Annotated in this window: 16 protein-coding genes; 9 read left to right on the top strand and 7 right to left on the bottom strand. The window is 61.1% G+C overall.

Annotated features, from left to right (window positions below):
• Positions 1 to 15: 15 nt before the first annotated feature.
• The 3 genes from AC3A4M_RS14655 to argH are packed head-to-tail and all read right to left on the bottom strand — an operon-like array spanning position 16 to position 3,150.
• A complete protein-coding gene (locus AC3A4M_RS14655; protein WP_498736444.1) occupies positions 16 to 777 on the bottom strand; it encodes an amino acid ABC transporter ATP-binding protein in 762 nt (253 codons plus the stop codon).
• The gene (locus AC3A4M_RS14650; RefSeq protein ID WP_498736443.1) at positions 774 to 1,673 is read right to left on the bottom strand and encodes an amino acid ABC transporter permease; all 900 of its coding nucleotides are present in this window, start codon (positions 1,671 to 1,673) and stop codon (positions 774 to 776) included. Before AC3A4M_RS14650 ends, AC3A4M_RS14655 begins: the two co-directional genes overlap by 4 nt.
• Positions 1,666 to 3,150, bottom strand: coding sequence for an argininosuccinate lyase (gene argH, locus AC3A4M_RS14645; protein ID WP_498736442.1), 1,485 nt, complete (start codon positions 3,148 to 3,150; stop codon positions 1,666 to 1,668). Before argH ends, AC3A4M_RS14650 begins: the two co-directional genes overlap by 8 nt.
• Before the next feature lie 109 nt (positions 3,151 to 3,259).
• On the opposite strand from argH, the gene AC3A4M_RS14640 reads away from it, so the two are divergent.
• Together AC3A4M_RS14640 and AC3A4M_RS14635 are read left to right on the top strand one after the other, a co-directional pair.
• On the top strand, positions 3,260 to 3,982 hold the full coding sequence (locus tag AC3A4M_RS14640; RefSeq protein ID WP_498736441.1) for a GntR family transcriptional regulator: 723 nt from the start codon (positions 3,260 to 3,262) through the stop codon (positions 3,980 to 3,982).
• Between the two features lie 1,000 nt (positions 3,983 to 4,982).
• The gene (locus tag AC3A4M_RS14635; protein WP_498736440.1) at positions 4,983 to 5,402 is read left to right on the top strand and encodes a CBU_0592 family membrane protein; all 420 of its coding nucleotides are present in this window, start codon (positions 4,983 to 4,985) and stop codon (positions 5,400 to 5,402) included.
• A 110-nt stretch (positions 5,403 to 5,512) separates the two neighbouring features.
• Here the strand turns inward: AC3A4M_RS14635 and AC3A4M_RS14630 are convergent, their stop codons facing one another.
• From AC3A4M_RS14630 to AC3A4M_RS14620, 3 genes are all read right to left on the bottom strand, one after another.
• On the bottom strand, positions 5,513 to 6,445 hold the full coding sequence (locus tag AC3A4M_RS14630; RefSeq protein ID WP_498736439.1) for a LysR family transcriptional regulator: 933 nt from the start codon (positions 6,443 to 6,445) through the stop codon (positions 5,513 to 5,515).
• A gap of 250 nt (positions 6,446 to 6,695) precedes the next feature.
• Positions 6,696 to 6,920, bottom strand: a complete 225-nt coding sequence (locus AC3A4M_RS14625) for a hypothetical protein (protein ID WP_498736438.1) — start codon at positions 6,918 to 6,920, stop codon at positions 6,696 to 6,698.
• A 129-nt stretch (positions 6,921 to 7,049) separates the two neighbouring features.
• Positions 7,050 to 7,943, bottom strand: a complete 894-nt coding sequence (locus AC3A4M_RS14620) for an MFS transporter (RefSeq protein ID WP_498736726.1) — start codon at positions 7,941 to 7,943, stop codon at positions 7,050 to 7,052.
• Positions 7,944 to 8,002: 59 nt separating this feature from the next.
• Here AC3A4M_RS14620 and AC3A4M_RS14615 point away from each other — a divergent pair, with 59 nt between their 5' ends.
• A complete protein-coding gene (locus AC3A4M_RS14615; protein ID WP_498736437.1) occupies positions 8,003 to 8,362 on the top strand; it encodes a hypothetical protein in 360 nt (119 codons plus the stop codon).
• A gap of 45 nt (positions 8,363 to 8,407) precedes the next feature.
• Here the strand turns inward: AC3A4M_RS14615 and AC3A4M_RS14610 are convergent, their stop codons facing one another.
• Entirely contained in the window at positions 8,408 to 9,007 is a 600-nt protein-coding gene (locus tag AC3A4M_RS14610) for a short chain dehydrogenase (RefSeq protein WP_498736436.1), read from the bottom strand.
• Positions 9,008 to 9,461: 454 nt separating this feature from the next.
• On the opposite strand from AC3A4M_RS14610, the gene AC3A4M_RS14605 reads away from it, so the two are divergent.
• From AC3A4M_RS14605 to AC3A4M_RS14580, 6 genes are all read left to right on the top strand, one after another.
• A complete protein-coding gene (locus AC3A4M_RS14605; protein WP_498736435.1) occupies positions 9,462 to 10,070 on the top strand; it encodes a VOC family protein in 609 nt (202 codons plus the stop codon).
• A gap of 73 nt (positions 10,071 to 10,143) precedes the next feature.
• A complete protein-coding gene (locus AC3A4M_RS14600) occupies positions 10,144 to 11,064 on the top strand; it encodes a fumarylacetoacetate hydrolase family protein (protein WP_498736434.1) in 921 nt (306 codons plus the stop codon).
• Between the two features lie 140 nt (positions 11,065 to 11,204).
• Positions 11,205 to 11,954, top strand: a complete 750-nt coding sequence (locus tag AC3A4M_RS14595; RefSeq protein WP_498736433.1) for an ABC transporter ATP-binding protein — start codon at positions 11,205 to 11,207, stop codon at positions 11,952 to 11,954.
• Complete coding sequence (locus AC3A4M_RS14590; RefSeq protein ID WP_498736432.1) at positions 11,951 to 12,799, top strand: ABC transporter permease; 849 nt, start codon at positions 11,951 to 11,953, stop codon at positions 12,797 to 12,799. The genes AC3A4M_RS14595 and AC3A4M_RS14590 overlap by 4 nt, the downstream gene beginning before the upstream one ends.
• Positions 12,800 to 12,876: 77 nt before the next feature.
• Positions 12,877 to 13,902 (top strand): ABC transporter substrate-binding protein, encoded by a 1,026-nt coding sequence (locus AC3A4M_RS14585; RefSeq protein WP_498736431.1) that lies wholly within the window; start codon positions 12,877 to 12,879, stop codon positions 13,900 to 13,902.
• A complete protein-coding gene (locus tag AC3A4M_RS14580) occupies positions 13,899 to 14,471 on the top strand; it encodes a carboxymuconolactone decarboxylase family protein (RefSeq protein ID WP_498736430.1) in 573 nt (190 codons plus the stop codon). Before AC3A4M_RS14585 ends, AC3A4M_RS14580 begins: the two co-directional genes overlap by 4 nt.
• Positions 14,472 to 14,485 lie beyond the last annotated feature (14 nt).

Here is a 14,485-nt window from a genome sequence, read left to right as displayed (position 1 = left end):
ACTTTTTGCCAAGGGTTATTTCACTGCTGAGATAAACGTTCTGGTGCTGTCCTCCAACGGGGCGGACAGCACCTGTTCGGGTGGGCCTTTCTCGACGATGACGCCGTTGTGCATGTAGGCGACGGTGTCGGCGGCTTCCCGGGCAAACCCCAGCTCATGGGTGACCACGATCATCGTCATTCCGGTTTCGGCGAGTCCTCTCATGACTTCGAGTACTTCCCCTACGAGTTCGGGGTCGAGGGCCGAGGTCGGTTCGTCGAAAAGCATGACCTTGGGTTGCATGGCCAGCGCGCGCGCGATGGCTGCGCGTTGCTGCTGTCCGCCCGAGAGCTGTAAGGGGTAGCTGTTGTGCTTGTCATCGAGCCCGACCCGAGCCAGCAAATCAGTTCCACGTTCCCTGGCCTCGGCTGGCGGCAGCCCGAGGACGCGGATCGGTGCTTCGGTGACGTTTTCGAGAATCGAGAGGTGGGGGAAGAGATTGAACTGCTGGAAGACCATGCCGATTTCACGGCGTTGCGACGTGATCTGTTTGTCCTTCAGCGTCCGCAGCTTCCCGTTATGCCATTCGGAACCGAGGAGTTTCCCATCTACATAAATCGCGCCTTGGTCGATGGTCTCAAGCTGGTTGATACAGCGAAGCAGCGTGCTCTTCCCCGATCCGGAGCGTCCCAGGAGACAAAGCACCTCACCGGTTTTCACATCGAGTTCGGCACCTTTTAGCACTTCGAGGTGCCCAAAGTTCTTATGAACGTTCCGGAGTTCAATGAATGCATTCATTTTTGTCCAACCTTCGGTGCCTTTGCCTGCGGGGTGGTGTGGAATCCGCGGCCAAACCGCTGCTCCAGGAAGTGCTGGCCGAAGCTCAGTAGAGTGACCAGCACCATGTACCAGAGCGAGACCACGATGAGCAGCTCCATAACCATGTTGTTGACGAGATAGATGGTCTGGGCGCTATAGAGCATTTCAGTGAACTGAATCACGGACGCCAGCGAGGTCATTTTGACCATGGTGATGAACTCATTGCCCATCGGTGGGATGATCACCCGCATGGCCTGCGGCAGGATGATTCGCCGCAGCATCAACGGACGTGGCATTGCGAGAGCCTGTGAGGCTTCGATCTGTCCGCGGTTCACGCTGCCAATGCCCGCCCGGATGATTTCGGAAGCGTATGCCGCCTGGTGCAGGCCGAGGCCCAGCAGCGCCGACAGGAACGGTGACATCACGTCCACTGTGCGGGCATCAATGACTCCCGGGATATAGATAAAGGGGATGATCAGCGCGAGGTTGTACCAGAGCAGCAGTTGGACTATTTGGGGAACTCCGCGGAATGCCCAGACGAATGCCCCGCTTGTTGCCCGTAGCACTGGGTTGGCGGAGACGCGCATTAGTGCCACGACCACGCCGAGGGCTACGCCGAGGGTCATTGCAAGGATGGTCATGAAGATGACGTTGCGGACACCTTCCACAATGGTGGAGTCGAAGAAGTACTCGCCTACGACATCCCAGTCGATGTCGCCCGTTGCGAAGGCATATAGGATCAGCGCCGTGATCACGATCACGACCACGGCCGTCAGCCACCTCATGGGATGACGGCGCCCGATCCGGGCTGCGAAGGCCGCATCCTGGGTCCTGACGTTGGGGTCGGAAAGCCGCAGAGCCGTGTTATCAGTCATGGCGTCCACCTGTTCCGGTGCCAGAATCGGAAGGTACGTCAGACGGCGGGGCATCAAACCCGTCGAGCAAGGCCCGCACTTCCACCCGAATCGCCGTTTGCTGGTGTGCGAGCACCCCCGGTGCCGTGCCATTCGACCCGTTGCGTCGGTTTACTGCCGATTCGAGAGAAAGCCGTTCAAGAACGTCAGGACCCAGCCGGGTATCCAGGGAAGCGAGATCGGATACGGTCAGGTCCTCCAGCCCGATGCCTCGCTGCTCGCAAGCGAGAACAACCCGGCCGGTGACGTCGTGGGCTTCGCTAAAGGGGAGACCACGCTCGGCCAGCCAATCAGCAAGTTCCGTCGCAAGAGAGAATCCGTCGATTGCCTGCCGACGCATCTCCTCGCCGTTAAACTCGAGGGTTCGTATCATGCCGGTCAGGGCAGGGAGCACCAGTTTCAGTGTCTCCACGGAATCAAATGTGTAGTGCTTGTCGTCGGCCAGGTCCCGGTTGTAGGCAAATGCGAGTGACTTAAGTGCCGAGAGCATGCCTATGAGGTTCGCGTGCAGACGCCCGGTACGGCCGCGGGCTAGCTCAGCAATGTCGGGGTTTTTCTTCTGCGGCATGATTGACGATCCCGTCGAATAGGAATCATGCAGCCGTACCCAGCCGAATTGGCGCGATGCCCACAGGCAGAGCTCCTCGCATAGGCGGGAGATGTCGGTACCCAACATAGCGCCGGCATACAGGAAGTCGACGACATGGTCACGGCTCGAAACGGCGTCGATGGAGTTCGGCACCACGCCCTCATATCCGAGTTCCTTGGCCATCGCCACCTGATCGCTGTGCAGTGTGGACCCGGCGAGGGCCGCGGAACCCAGAGGCGAAAGGGAAGAAGCTTTCCATGCATGCTGGAGCCTGGCGAGGTCACGCTTGATGGCCCATGCATGGGCAAGTAATTGTTGCCCGAAGAGAATGGGCTGCGCCGTCTGCAAGTGGGTGAAGCCAGGTGCCACGAGTTCGGAAGTGTCTTCGGAGCGAGCAACAAGCGCTTCGATGAGCTCAGCGACGTCACCGGCCACGATGGGAATGATGCGGCGCAGATAGAGCCGCAGATTGTTGGCAGCCTGGTCGTTACGTGATCTGCCGGCGCGGATGACCCCCGCCGTGGGTCCGAGGCGGGCGACCAGTTCGCGCTCGAGGTAGCCGTGGATGTCCTCGTCGCAGGGCAGCGGCTGCAACGTTCCAGCCTTGTGCTCGGCAGCGATTTCGGACAGGACCTCCGAGATCTTTTTCTGTTGGGCCTCCGTTATGAGACCGACTCGACGCAGTTCGCCAAGATGGGCGATCGAACCGGCGACATCCTCACCCACCAGGTCGAAGTATGGGCGCGGTGAGCGCGAGAGTGCTTCAAGCTCGGGTGCCGGCCCGGTCGAAAATCGACCTCCCCAAAGTTTGCCGCTCTGGCGGGCAGTCGCATTAGCTGTATCGGTCATCCCGGTCCTTCCATTTCAGCGATTGTCATACAATTGTGAGCCCATAGTTGCAGTGTTTTGAATCACTTGTCAATGGATTGAATGACAATGTTGGAGTAAGCTTCGGACCATGAACGGGAACAGCCTCTCAGCAACAGTGCCTCTGCAGCTCGGGAAAGCGGACCGCAGCGCTGGGCGGTCGGCCCAACATGCCCAAAAGGAGTCCACTCCGGCCTCCGCCGAAGTGGCGGGAAAAATCAGGAACGCCATCCTTGAGGGAAACGTTCCCTTAGGGGCTTCGATCACCGAGAGATGGATCTCGGAACAGCATGGGGTATCCCGCACGACAGCGCGGGATGTGCTCCAGATCCTCGTTTCGGAGCGCTATCTGGAAAGACACCCCTATCGCAGCGCAAATGTCCGAACATTCAATGAACAAGACATGCGCGACAACATTAACGCGCGGCTCCTTCTCGAAATGGAAGCCGCGCGCGCTTGCCCCAATGCCGGCCCTCATGAAATTCGTCGGTTGCAGGAGGCCCTCTATGCCTACTGCGCCGCCATGGACGAAGGGAACACGTCCGCTGCAACCCGTGCACACCTTGAGCTTCACACCGCGATCGTTGGGATGACAGGTAACACCGCTCTCGTCCGCTTCGAAAGCGAACTCATGCTCGATGCGTCACTGTTCCTTGACGTCATCAATGTTCGCAAGGCGGACAGGGTGGAAATGCGGACCGAACATGTGCGCCTGGCCGGCGCCCTTCTCGCTGGAGACGCAGAACTTGCTGAAGGCCTGATCCGGGCTCACCTCCGCATGGTGATGTCGGCAACGGAGAGCCTGTCCGAATAGTCATCGGCTTGATGGACGGCAGCCTGGAGATTGAGGCGGCAATGCTTCTTGCCGTCGAAGCTGTGGGCGGTCTGTCATTCGAGCTGTGCTCCTCCTCTCGTCTTGAACGCCGTAGCCGTTCAAGGAGGTGGCGGCAGCGTGGGCGCGAAGAACAGCCTCAGCACCAGCACGCCCGCGCCTATGGCCACCACCAGTCAGATCCGGGAAACGCCGTACTCTAAATTGTCAATCACGATGAGCGGCGCTTGCCTTGGCTGATGCCGCCCTTGCTTGGTAGCCCGCAAAGGAGTCATGTAGGTAACGAACCGCGGTGTTGCGCAGCGGAGTAGGTAGTCCATTGGCACAATAAACCACTACTTCCACTCCCGACACGAACTGCTGCTCGCGGCGCTTCGACATTCAGGAAGAATCCAAGGTTCTGCCGACGACGTAGGCGGCTACGCCCATGAGGGTTCCGCGGCGTCGTGGAGGAGATCCCGTCGTTATGGAAGCGGTCAGCCAGCCGGGATTCGCCGAGAAGTGCATCGATAAAGCTCTATCACGAACCCGCGCGCCGGGAGCCAGGTGACCCGGCCGAAGCCCTGTTGGCTACCACGAAGCCTCATGCCATTCTGTGTCTCGTAAAGGCACCGTTATCGCCGGTTGAGTGCAGGCGACGGCGCCAGCACTACTCGGAGTCAGTTGCTCTATAGACCCACCGTCTGGAAGTTACATAGGCGCCGTTATCGGCCGCGGCTTCCCGCGGGCGCCGTCGCAATTGATCAGGACGGGAGTCCGGCGTTGATCGCGCGCGGGAAAAGCCTTCCCGCGTGGAGCGGGGATGCGATGGTACCGGGTGCTTGGGAGGGGTTTCCTGAGCCTGCCTTTTTCGAAGCCGGCGCGAGTCGGATTTTATGTTCAGCGTTGCTAAATCTTGTCTACAGAACAATGCAATTGATCTAAAGATGAAGGGTGGAGATTATTGGTGTCGTAACGACACTTTTGTTGAGAGGGAATAGCGATGTTGGTGGCAGCTCTGGGCTGGTTGGGGACAGTCGGAACCTTCATGGCGTACGCCATGCTGTGGAAGGGTTCGGTCACCCCAGAGTCACGACGGTATGCGGCCCTCAATGTGGCAGGCGGCCTGATGGGCGGGAGCGCTTGCGTACTCTACGGAGCGTGGCCGAGTGCGGCGTCCAACTTCGCCTGGGCCGTCCTGGCCCTCTATGCCAGCATTGCCGCATACCTCCGGCGCCGCCCCGACCTCACGGCGTCCGAGACTCCCGGTCCCACCCAGGCGCCATACCGGCACACACCGGTCACCGCCGTTCTGGACGTCGTGGCCGTCACCAATCCACTTGATGCCGCCGCGCCCGTCACGGGCTCTGGCCATGCCTCAATGACAGCCCGGGCGCACGGTTCCGCGACTGTGCTGACATAACTTCCCGGCCTGGAGGGCCAGGAGCCGCCCTGGCAGCACCGAGCCGGTAGCCCGGCGCTCTTCGGGACGGGCGATCAGGACGGCAATCGACGGTCGGCGTGCCCGGAAGATCAGGGCCTCTGTGCCACCGCGTGCGCGTCGAACGCAGCAACGGATTCCCGGAGAAGGCGGGCGACTGTGTCCATTGGCCCGTTGACAGACTTTCGCCGGTCGAACCGCCGCAGAACGATGCGTCGTGTACCGAGACCGGGGACGTCCAGGACATCGACACCGTCCTGGACGACGCCGCTCAACGCCAGGGCCGGGACGACGGCAACTCCTTCCCCCGCGGCTACCAGTGCGAGGGCGGTCAGCGTCTCCTGGTACTGATGGACTGTATTCACCTGGCCTCCTGTTGACCTGTGGAGCCGGCCGATGACTGAAGCGTTGGCGGCTGAATGTTCGACGCCGATCCACGGAAGCGGCAGCCGGGCAAGGTCGACATTTTCGGTGTCGATAAGGGCCTCGGAGGGAACGACTAGCTTCCACGGCTCATCCAGCATCGGTTCCTCGGACATTCCGGCGGGCAGCGAGCGTTGCGCCGCCGTCGCTGAGTCCAACTCGACCACCACGGCATCGAGCTCGCGCTGACGAAGCATTCGGATCAACGCCGGGAGGTCGTCCTCAAAAATCCTGATCTGCAGCTGGGGGTATTGGACGCGCCATTGGGGCAGGTGAGGGATCACTATTGTCCGGAGGAAGCTGGTGAATCCGCCCACACGCACGATTCCTGCGAGCTCTGCCCCGCCTTCCATCCGGGCACGTGCGACGTTGAGAGCGCGCTCGATCTCCTCGGCGGCCTCCGCTACCGCCAACCCGGCAGGCGTCAGCACCGAGCCTTTAGGCGTCCGCACGACCAAGGCGTGTTTCGTCTCGTCTTCCAACTTGTTGAGCTGCTGGGAGACGGCCGAAGGCGTAATCCGCAATTCGTCAGCGGCGGCCAGCACACCGCCCGTACGCGCAATCGCCAGAAGCACGCGCAGCCGGCGCGGATCGATATCCATTCAGCATTCATAAACCACGACTCCAAACGACTGCAACTCTTCTAAACGTGTGGTCTTGTCATTACGTCACGAGCCACAGGTTTTATCCGCAGCCATAGCCCTCAAACGTAAGCGCCGTTATCGGCTATGAACCGAAGCTATCGAGGGCTGCGTGGTTGCCTCTGCCACGAACAGGAGCTGATTCGGAACGCCGATGGGCAGGCCGCGGGAGTGCGGCCGGCCCATTGGTGGATACGCTTTCTGGCCGGGATCAGTGCTTCGAGACTGTTACATCGTCGCGGCGGGTCAGGTCGACGTTCTTGGTTTCGGGCATGAGGAACGCGGTCAGGAGGGTTATTCCCGAGACGACCATGAGGTAGACGAGGAACAGGTTGTGTTGTCCGCTCTGGGCCAGGAACGTGTTGATGTATGGTGCGGTGCCGCCCAAAACGGCGGTTGCAAGGGACAGTGGACCGGCGACACCTGCTGCGGACATTGGTGGGGAATACTTCGGCCCAGATGGCGCCGTTGACGCCGAAGAGGCAGGCGAGTACGGTCAGGGCGATGATCATGGCGGCGAGCAGCCGGCTGAAGCTTCCGTCGATGAGGCCGTCCAGCGGGAAGGTCAGGAGGATGAACCCGATGCCGAACAGGACAACGAACAGGCGCCTGCCGAACCGGTCCGAGAGCCATCGATGAAGGGGATGGCGATGAGGAAGATGACTTGGGCGATCAGGCTTGCCGTCAACGCGCTCGTGGGGTCTTGGCCGCGGTTGAGTTGGGCGAAGGTCGGTGTGAAGATCAGCCAGGTGTAGAACATGATTGATCCGCCTGCGGAGAGGCCGAAGACAACGGCGACTCCTCTCCAGTTCCGGATCAGGGCGCGGAGCATCGGTTCCGTCCGCTTCTTGCCGCCGCCCGTCTTTTCGGAATCCGGCGTGCTGACGTCGGTATCTGTGCCGGTTGCGGCGACGAATACGTCTGATTCTGCAATTTTGCGTCGCAGGTACAGGGCGTAGAGGCCCAGGATGCCGTCGATGCCGAAGGCTACGCGCCATCCCCATGGCGCGATCTGGGATTCATCGAGGACAGAGTTGATGATGAGGCCGGTGAAGGTGGCAAGGATCGTGCCCAGGACCATGCTGACCCAGGACGAACTGCCGTACAGGGCGCGCCGGTTCTTCGGGGCGCGTTCGACCAGGTACGTCACCGATGTGCCCATCTCTCCGCCGTGCGCCAGGCCCTGGACCAGGCGTGCTGCCAGCAGGATCAGCGAGGCAGCGATGCCGACAGTGTCGAAGGTGGGCGCGACGGCGATGACGAGGCTGCCCGCGGCGGTGATCATCATGGCCAGTGTCAGGCTTTTCTTCCGCCCGACCCGGTCCGCGTAGGCGCCGAAGAGGAATCCGCCCAGGGGCCGGGTGATGAAGCCGACGGCGAAGACCGCGAGAGTGGCCAGGAGCGCGGAAACGGGATCCTGTGATTGGAAGAACTGGGTGGAGAAGTACGAGGCAAAGATCGTGTAGATCGTCCAGTCGTACCATTCCAGGGTGTTGCCGAAGTTGACGGCGCCTGCTCGTGAACATCCCCCGGGTCGGCGGCACCGAGATTCCGATGCTCGTTCTGGCGTCCCACGTGGGTCCCCTGCTTGCCTCCGGGATCTCGGTGATGATCCTTGCCGGCATCTATACGACGGCGGTCCCGTTGTTGTGGACCGTTTCGTCGCGCTTTTTCGCCGATAAGACGCTCCGCTTCAAGTACCTGACTATCGCTCTCGCCGCCGTAGGGACAGCGATCGGCCTGATTCTGCCGTTCTCCCAGATGGTCAATATCGTGTACGTGATCAACGGCTACGTCGGCATCCTCCTGCTGGTCCTGATGCTGGTCCTGATGCTGGTCAAGACCGGTACGCGGCTGGTCTGGCGCCAAGCGCTCTGACATGACCTCCCGCGGTCGTCCGCCCGGCCCGGCGACCGCGGGAGGTTATGGCAGGGTAATGATTTGACCGGTAGAAGCGCCTTCGATGGCTTTCTGAAACCCGCGGGCCACGTCAGCGAGATCAACCGGTGCGAATCCGGGGAAGTAGTCGCCGTAGTCGTCGAGGCTCTCGGTGAACACCGAAGGGCTGACCACGTTGATCCGCTTCGGGGCGATCTCGACCGCGGCCGTGCGGGCGAAGGCCTCGATGGCTCCGTTGACCATCGCGGCCGCCGCCCCGGAGGCGACCGGGTCACGAGAGGGGATACCGCTGACAAGCGTGAACGACCCCCGCTCGGCGACATAGGGCAGGCCGGTGCGCACGAGGTTGATCTGTGCGAGCCCTTTTTGGGTGAAAGCCGACAGATAATCTTCTGAACCGAGCTCGGTTATGGGCGCGTAGGGGACCTCGCCGGCGACGCTGACCACTGCGTCCACACGACCGATCTGTTTCCACATCCGCTCGAGTTGGCCCGGATCAGAGGTGTCACATCTGATTTCTCCCGAGTTCCGGCCGACTGTGATGATTTCGTGGCCCCGCTCTGACATGAGCTGATGTACAGCCTGGCCGGCCTTGCCCGCTGCTCCCACAATGACGATACGCATGCCCTAACCCTAAAGAGCAATACAGCCGGGAGGGAATACAACCCCGTCAAAGTGGCGTCATATGCGCCGTTATCGGCGTTTGGCATTAATTGATGATGGCAGTGGGGGAGCGGACCACCTTCGGCTCCGGTGGTGGGCAACGGCTTTTACCGGTATAGCTACGTCCGCTGCAGGCGGCTTCAACAGGCCCCTGGAACTGTCGAACGTCACCAGTGTTCCCTTCGGAGGTTGGTCTGCCTTGCCCTACTCCGTCAGCGAGCACTGCTGCTTAGCGGCTTCCCCGCAAAGCCCTAGGGGCAAGCCCGGGTGGCCAAGCGTGGCGGATCCGGTAATAGGAGCTCTTGGAGTATCGGCGGGACGTGTTCAGGAGAAAATAACTTCTCTTTTGATTGTCAATTTCGAAATATTGATCTAATCTCGAATAACCCGATCAACGACGACGGAAGGGCAATTGATGCCAAAGAACAAGGGGATGCATGGGCCGGTTATCGCGCCTAAGTTCCACCACACGACGTTCACCACGAAGAAGCTTGATGAAATGGTGGACTGGTACGCGAAGGTCGCGGGTCTGCGACCTGTTTTCCACGGTGAGAATGGTGCCTGGCTGACGAACGATGAGGCAAACCACCGTATCGCGCTGCTAGCACCGCCAAACCTGAAGGAGCCGCAGGATAAAGGGCACACGACCGGTCTGCACCACACGGCCTTCGAGTACAAGGACTTCGACCAGTGGCTGGATAACTATGTCCGCCTGCGCGACCTTGGCATCCTGCCGTTCCTGCAGCTCGACCACGGTATGACGATCTCGCTGTACTACCAGGATCCTGAGGGTAACGGTGTCGAGATTCAGGTTGACGCCTTTGGTGACTGGGCGAAGTCGAAGTCGTGGATGTACTACTCGATTGAGTTCGCTGACGACCAGATCGGCGAGCACTTTGACGCCGAACGAATGGTCGAGGCCCGTGATGCCGGGCTCTCGTTCGACGAGATCCATGCGGAGGCCCGTGCCGGAAAATACCGCCCGGACCGGATCCCGGAGATATATCTCCCCGAAGTGTATTGATTCCGGCCCTGCCGGGGCCAACACCTGGTGAGGGTCCCTGCCGGGACAAGAAGTGAAATTGAGAGGAAGAACTGTGAGATTTGCAAATGTGGCGGGGCGGGCGACCATCATCGTCGGCGAGAACACCGGGGTTGACGTCCATGAGGCGTCGAACGGGCGTTTCGGCCCGAACCCCCAACTGGTGTTTGACGTGTGGGATGAGTTCACTGCCTGGATGAAAGAAGCGGATACCGCCTCTGCGCGGCCCTTCGATCCCGCCCATCTGGGAGCGCCCGCGCCCGAGCCGCGTCAGATTTTCGCAGTTGGACTGAATTACGATGACCACGCAAGCGAATCCGGGTTCGAGTCACCCGAGCATCTGCCTCCGGTGTTCACGAAGTTCCGCAGCTCACTGAGCGGCCCTCACACGGAAATTGAACTCCCGGAAGGTGGAAATACCGACTGGGAGGTCGAGCTGGTCGCGGTGATCGGACGGACGGCACGCAACGTGGATGCCGCGGACGGCTGGGACTACGTTGCAGGTCTCACCGTCGGCCAAGATATCTCGGAGCGTGTAGTGCAGCTGCGTCCGCCCGCCGCGCAGTTCAGCCTGGGCAAATCGTTCCCGGGATTCTCTCCCACGGGCCCCTGGCTGGTCTCCACGGAGGATCTCGATAGCCGGGATGACCTCGAAGTGGGGTGCGAGATTGACGGCGAGATCGTGCAGCAGGGGCGTACGGGCGACCTTATCTTTCCCGTTCCGGCGCTTATCGCTGAGCTCTCGAAGATCGTCACGCTCTATCCGGGAGACCTCATCTTCACCGGCACGCCTGCCGGCGTCGGCGTCGGCCGGAAGCCGCAGCGTTTCCTGCAGCCGGGCGAGCATCTGCGCAGCTGGGTCGAAGGTATCGGCGAGTTGCGTCAGACCTTTGTAGCTGCAGCATCCAAGGATCGGGAATACACGGCGACCAGCGGGGGCGGGAGCCGAGTCCAGACCGCTGTGCTGCCCCAATAAACCCGGATTCCGGTCCCACACTGGCCAGACAACGAAGTCACAGAAGGAACCATTTGATGTCAAACGGCAGCCTCCATCTCCCGACAAGAAACGTCCGCGGGAGAGACCATGACAGCCCCAATCGGAACGACCCTGACGCCGTGATCAGGGTAGAGAAGCTCACCCACTGGTTCCCAAGCTCGCATTCGACGCATGTGGCGTTGAAGTCGATCGAGCTTGAGGTGCCTCGCGGTGAGTTCCTCTGCCTTGTCGGACCGAGCGGGTGCGGCAAAACCACTCTGCTGAACATGATCTCGGGAGCGATCAAACCCGAGCGCGGTTCGGTGACCGTGAACACGCAGAGCGGTCACGCGGCTGCGGTCGGTTACATGTTCGCCCGTGACTCGCTGATGCCCTGGCGCACCATTCGAAGCAACGTCGCCTACGGCCTCGAGCTCCGCCGGGTGCCCCGGAAGGAAAGGTTGCAGCGCGTCGACGAGATGCTCGAACTTGTGGGGCTGGCCAACAAGGGACACCTGCACCCGCAGCAGCTCTCACACGGAATGCGTCAGCGGGCGAACCTGGCACGCACGCTGGTCATGGATCCCGAGCTGCTGCTCGTGGATGAACCGTTCGGTGCGCTTGACGCGCAGACGAAGGCGCGGCTACAGGGTGAGTTCCTGCGCATATGGGAAGGCAGCGGCAAGACCGTCGTCTTTGTCACTCACGATCTGCAGGAGGCGGCGCTGATGGCTGACCGCATCATTGTGATGGGCGAGGGCGAGATCCGTACCGACATCAGCGTGGATTTCGAACGGCCCCGAGATCTCGACGAACTGCGCTTCTCGCAGGAGTATCAGGATCTGGTCCACTCCCTATGGGAACTGTTCTCGAATGGAGCAGAGCAATGACGAGCACTTCCACCCCTGTACATGCCGAAACCATCCCAGCGGAAGTGGAATCGGCCATCGAAAACTCCCAGGCTGAGGCCAGGGCCCGAAGGCGCAACCGGGCGATACTGGTTCGCGTCCTCCAGGCATTGAGTCTCATCGTCGTCCTCGGCCTGTGGGAATGGGCTGCCCGGGCCGGCGTGATCAACACACTGTTTTTCTCGCAGCCGACTGCGATCGGCGGGTTCACGATCGAGAACGCCGCCGGACTGTGGAAGGACACCCTCGCCACGCTGAATGCGACACTGGTCGGGTTCGCCGTAGGCAGTCTCGCGGGTGTCGCGGCAGCATTCATCATCACCTCCATTCCGCTGCTGGACCGGGTGCTGCAACCGTGGATCTCAGTGCTGATGAGCATTCCGCGCGTCGCCCTCGCGCCCCTCTTCCTGCTGTGGTTCGGCATTACCGAGACATCCAAAATTGCCCTGGCGGTCTCGATCGTTTTCTTCATGGTGCTGGTCTCCACCGCTGCGGGCCTGAAGACCGTTGCGCCGGATCTCCTCTCTCTCGGACAGGCATTCCACGCGACACCGTGGCAGCGCTTTCGCACGATCCTGCTTCCCTCGTGCGTACCTTCTATCTACGCAGGGCTGAGACTCGGTGTAGTTACCTCGATCCTCGGCGTAGTCTCCTCTGAAATGGTCGCCTCCAGCAGCGGTCTGGGGCAGAGAATCGTGCTTTACGGCCAGAACTTCCAGTCTGCCGGCGTGTTCGCCGTGCTCGTGCTTCTGGCAGCGATCACCGCGATCTTGAGCGGGGCCGTGGCCTGGTCCGAACAGTATCTGCTCAAGTGGCAGCACAACTAACCGCCTCCCCTATGGATGCAACGGCATCTACGACACCACCACCGCATCATGCTGGTTTCCAAATAAAGGACGCACCCATGCACAAGAACCTTCGTACGACCCTTGGCGCCCTCACCCTCGTCATAAGCCTGAGCGCATGTAATTCAGCCGAAAGTTCCGAACCGTCAGATGCGGCCAACGGGGACGGTCCCATCACGATCAAGTACAGTGCCCCGGTACCAGGGGCACTGCCGTTTCTTCCCGTGGACATCGCGATCGACCAGGGTTTCTTCGAAGAGGAAGGCATCCAGCTGGACGTCACGCAAACGTCAGCTCAGGCGCTGCCGGCCGCTTTGACGAGCGGACAGATCGACATGACTGCCGATACCGCTTACAACGTTGCCCGCTATCTGGAGAGCGATATAGATGTGAAGTTTGTGTCCGGCCTCAACGATAACGTCGACTTCGCGCTCGTCGCCGCGAAGGGAACCGAGATTCCCGCTCCCGAGGGCCCCGACGGGTGGGCAGAGTCATTCGCCGCGCTGAAGGGCAAGTCGGTCGGTGTCGCCGCGAAGGCCGGCCCGATCGGGCTCACCGTCACCCAGCTGATGAAAGAGGCCGGTGTTCCCGAGGGCGAGTACACCCTGATTGACACCCCAGGGGCAGCAGCGGGTAATGCGCTTGCGGCAGGTCAGGTCGACGCCGTCATTTCCGGCGGTGGCTTCGACGCGCCGCTCATTGACAACGGCCTCGCCGACCCCGTGCTCTCGCTCGGTGCCGACATTCCCAACATCTTCGGCAAGCAGACCAATGCCACACTATCGATGACCGCCCGCGCCATCGAGGCGAACCCCGAAGCGCCCGAAAAGGTGCAGCGCGCGATCGCGAAGGCCATTGATTACATTCAGGATCCGGCGAACCTCGACTCCGTTGTCGATATTGCCATCGCCTCAGGCACTCCTGATTCCTCTGCGCTCGTCGATAAAATCTCAGGCTACGACTACCTGGCAACGCTCTCGGTCTCTGGCCTGGAAGCGGCTTTTGAATGGGCGGAAGCCGCCGGTATCAGCTCAGAAGTGATCGATGCGCAAAGCGCGATCGCTGAAGGCGTCAAGGCAGAATGACCACCGGGGCCGCCCCCGGCAACCTCAGCGACGAGAGCCGCAAAGTCTACGACGCGATCGTCGGCGGGCCACGCGGGAGCGCATCCGCTTTCCCGCTGCTCGACGAGCACGGGGCGCTCGTCGGCCCCTTCGGTCTAATGGTGCGCTTCCCCGCTCTCGGTGGACCTCTGCAAGAGTTGGGAGCCGCACTCAGATACCGTATCTCGATCTCGCCGCGCGGACGCGAGATCGCGATTCTGACTGCAGCCCGCCTCACCCGATCATCATTTGAGGCGTACGCGCATACGCTCGTAGCCCTCAAATCCGGGCTGACCGAGGTGGAGGTTGCCGCCCTGCTGTCGGGCGAATTCAGGGGCGCCGATGCGTATGAACAGGGAATCTACCGGCTCTCGGAGGACCTGCTTACTGACAGCTCTTCAGGGTGCGTGGACTCAGGGCTCGAAGGCGAAACGGTCGCGGAAGTCGTGACACTCGTCGGCTACTACCGACTGCTCGCGCAGCTGATGACACAGTTCGGCGTCAGCGCCCCCGCTTCAGTTCCATCCCCCCAGAGCACCGAACCAAATTGAGGAGATATCTACAA

This window comes from Arthrobacter sp. Soil_C_60, assembly GCF_057656375.1.
The sequence above is the reverse complement of the archived record's forward strand: the minus strand, read 5'-3'. Positions and strand labels throughout refer to the sequence as shown.

What these genes read in the sequence shown, in the direction of transcription:
- AC3A4M_RS14655 (WP_498736444.1), bottom strand. Translation starts at nt 777, where the DNA reads ATGAATGCATTCATTGAACTCCGGAACGTTCATAAGAACTTTGGGCAC.
- AC3A4M_RS14580 (WP_498736430.1), top strand. Translation starts at nt 13,899, where the DNA reads ATGACCACCGGGGCCGCCCCCGGCAACCTCAGCGACGAGAGCCGCAAA.
- AC3A4M_RS14650 (WP_498736443.1), bottom strand. Translation starts at nt 1,673, where the DNA reads ATGACTGATAACACGGCTCTGCGGCTTTCCGACCCCAACGTCAGGACC.
- AC3A4M_RS14585 (WP_498736431.1), top strand. Translation starts at nt 12,877, where the DNA reads ATGCACAAGAACCTTCGTACGACCCTTGGCGCCCTCACCCTCGTCATA.
- AC3A4M_RS14640 (WP_498736441.1), top strand. Translation starts at nt 3,260, where the DNA reads ATGAACGGGAACAGCCTCTCAGCAACAGTGCCTCTGCAGCTCGGGAAA.
- AC3A4M_RS14610 (WP_498736436.1), bottom strand. Translation starts at nt 9,007, where the DNA reads ATGCGTATCGTCATTGTGGGAGCAGCGGGCAAGGCCGGCCAGGCTGTA.
- AC3A4M_RS14590 (WP_498736432.1), top strand. Translation starts at nt 11,951, where the DNA reads ATGACGAGCACTTCCACCCCTGTACATGCCGAAACCATCCCAGCGGAA.
- AC3A4M_RS14605 (WP_498736435.1), top strand. Translation starts at nt 9,462, where the DNA reads ATGCCAAAGAACAAGGGGATGCATGGGCCGGTTATCGCGCCTAAGTTC.
- argH (WP_498736442.1), bottom strand. Translation starts at nt 3,150, where the DNA reads ATGACCGATACAGCTAATGCGACTGCCCGCCAGAGCGGCAAACTTTGG.
- AC3A4M_RS14625 (WP_498736438.1), bottom strand. Translation starts at nt 6,920, where the DNA reads ATGTCCGCAGCAGGTGTCGCCGGTCCACTGTCCCTTGCAACCGCCGTT.
- AC3A4M_RS14635 (WP_498736440.1), top strand. Translation starts at nt 4,983, where the DNA reads ATGTTGGTGGCAGCTCTGGGCTGGTTGGGGACAGTCGGAACCTTCATG.
- AC3A4M_RS14630 (WP_498736439.1), bottom strand. Translation starts at nt 6,445, where the DNA reads ATGGATATCGATCCGCGCCGGCTGCGCGTGCTTCTGGCGATTGCGCGT.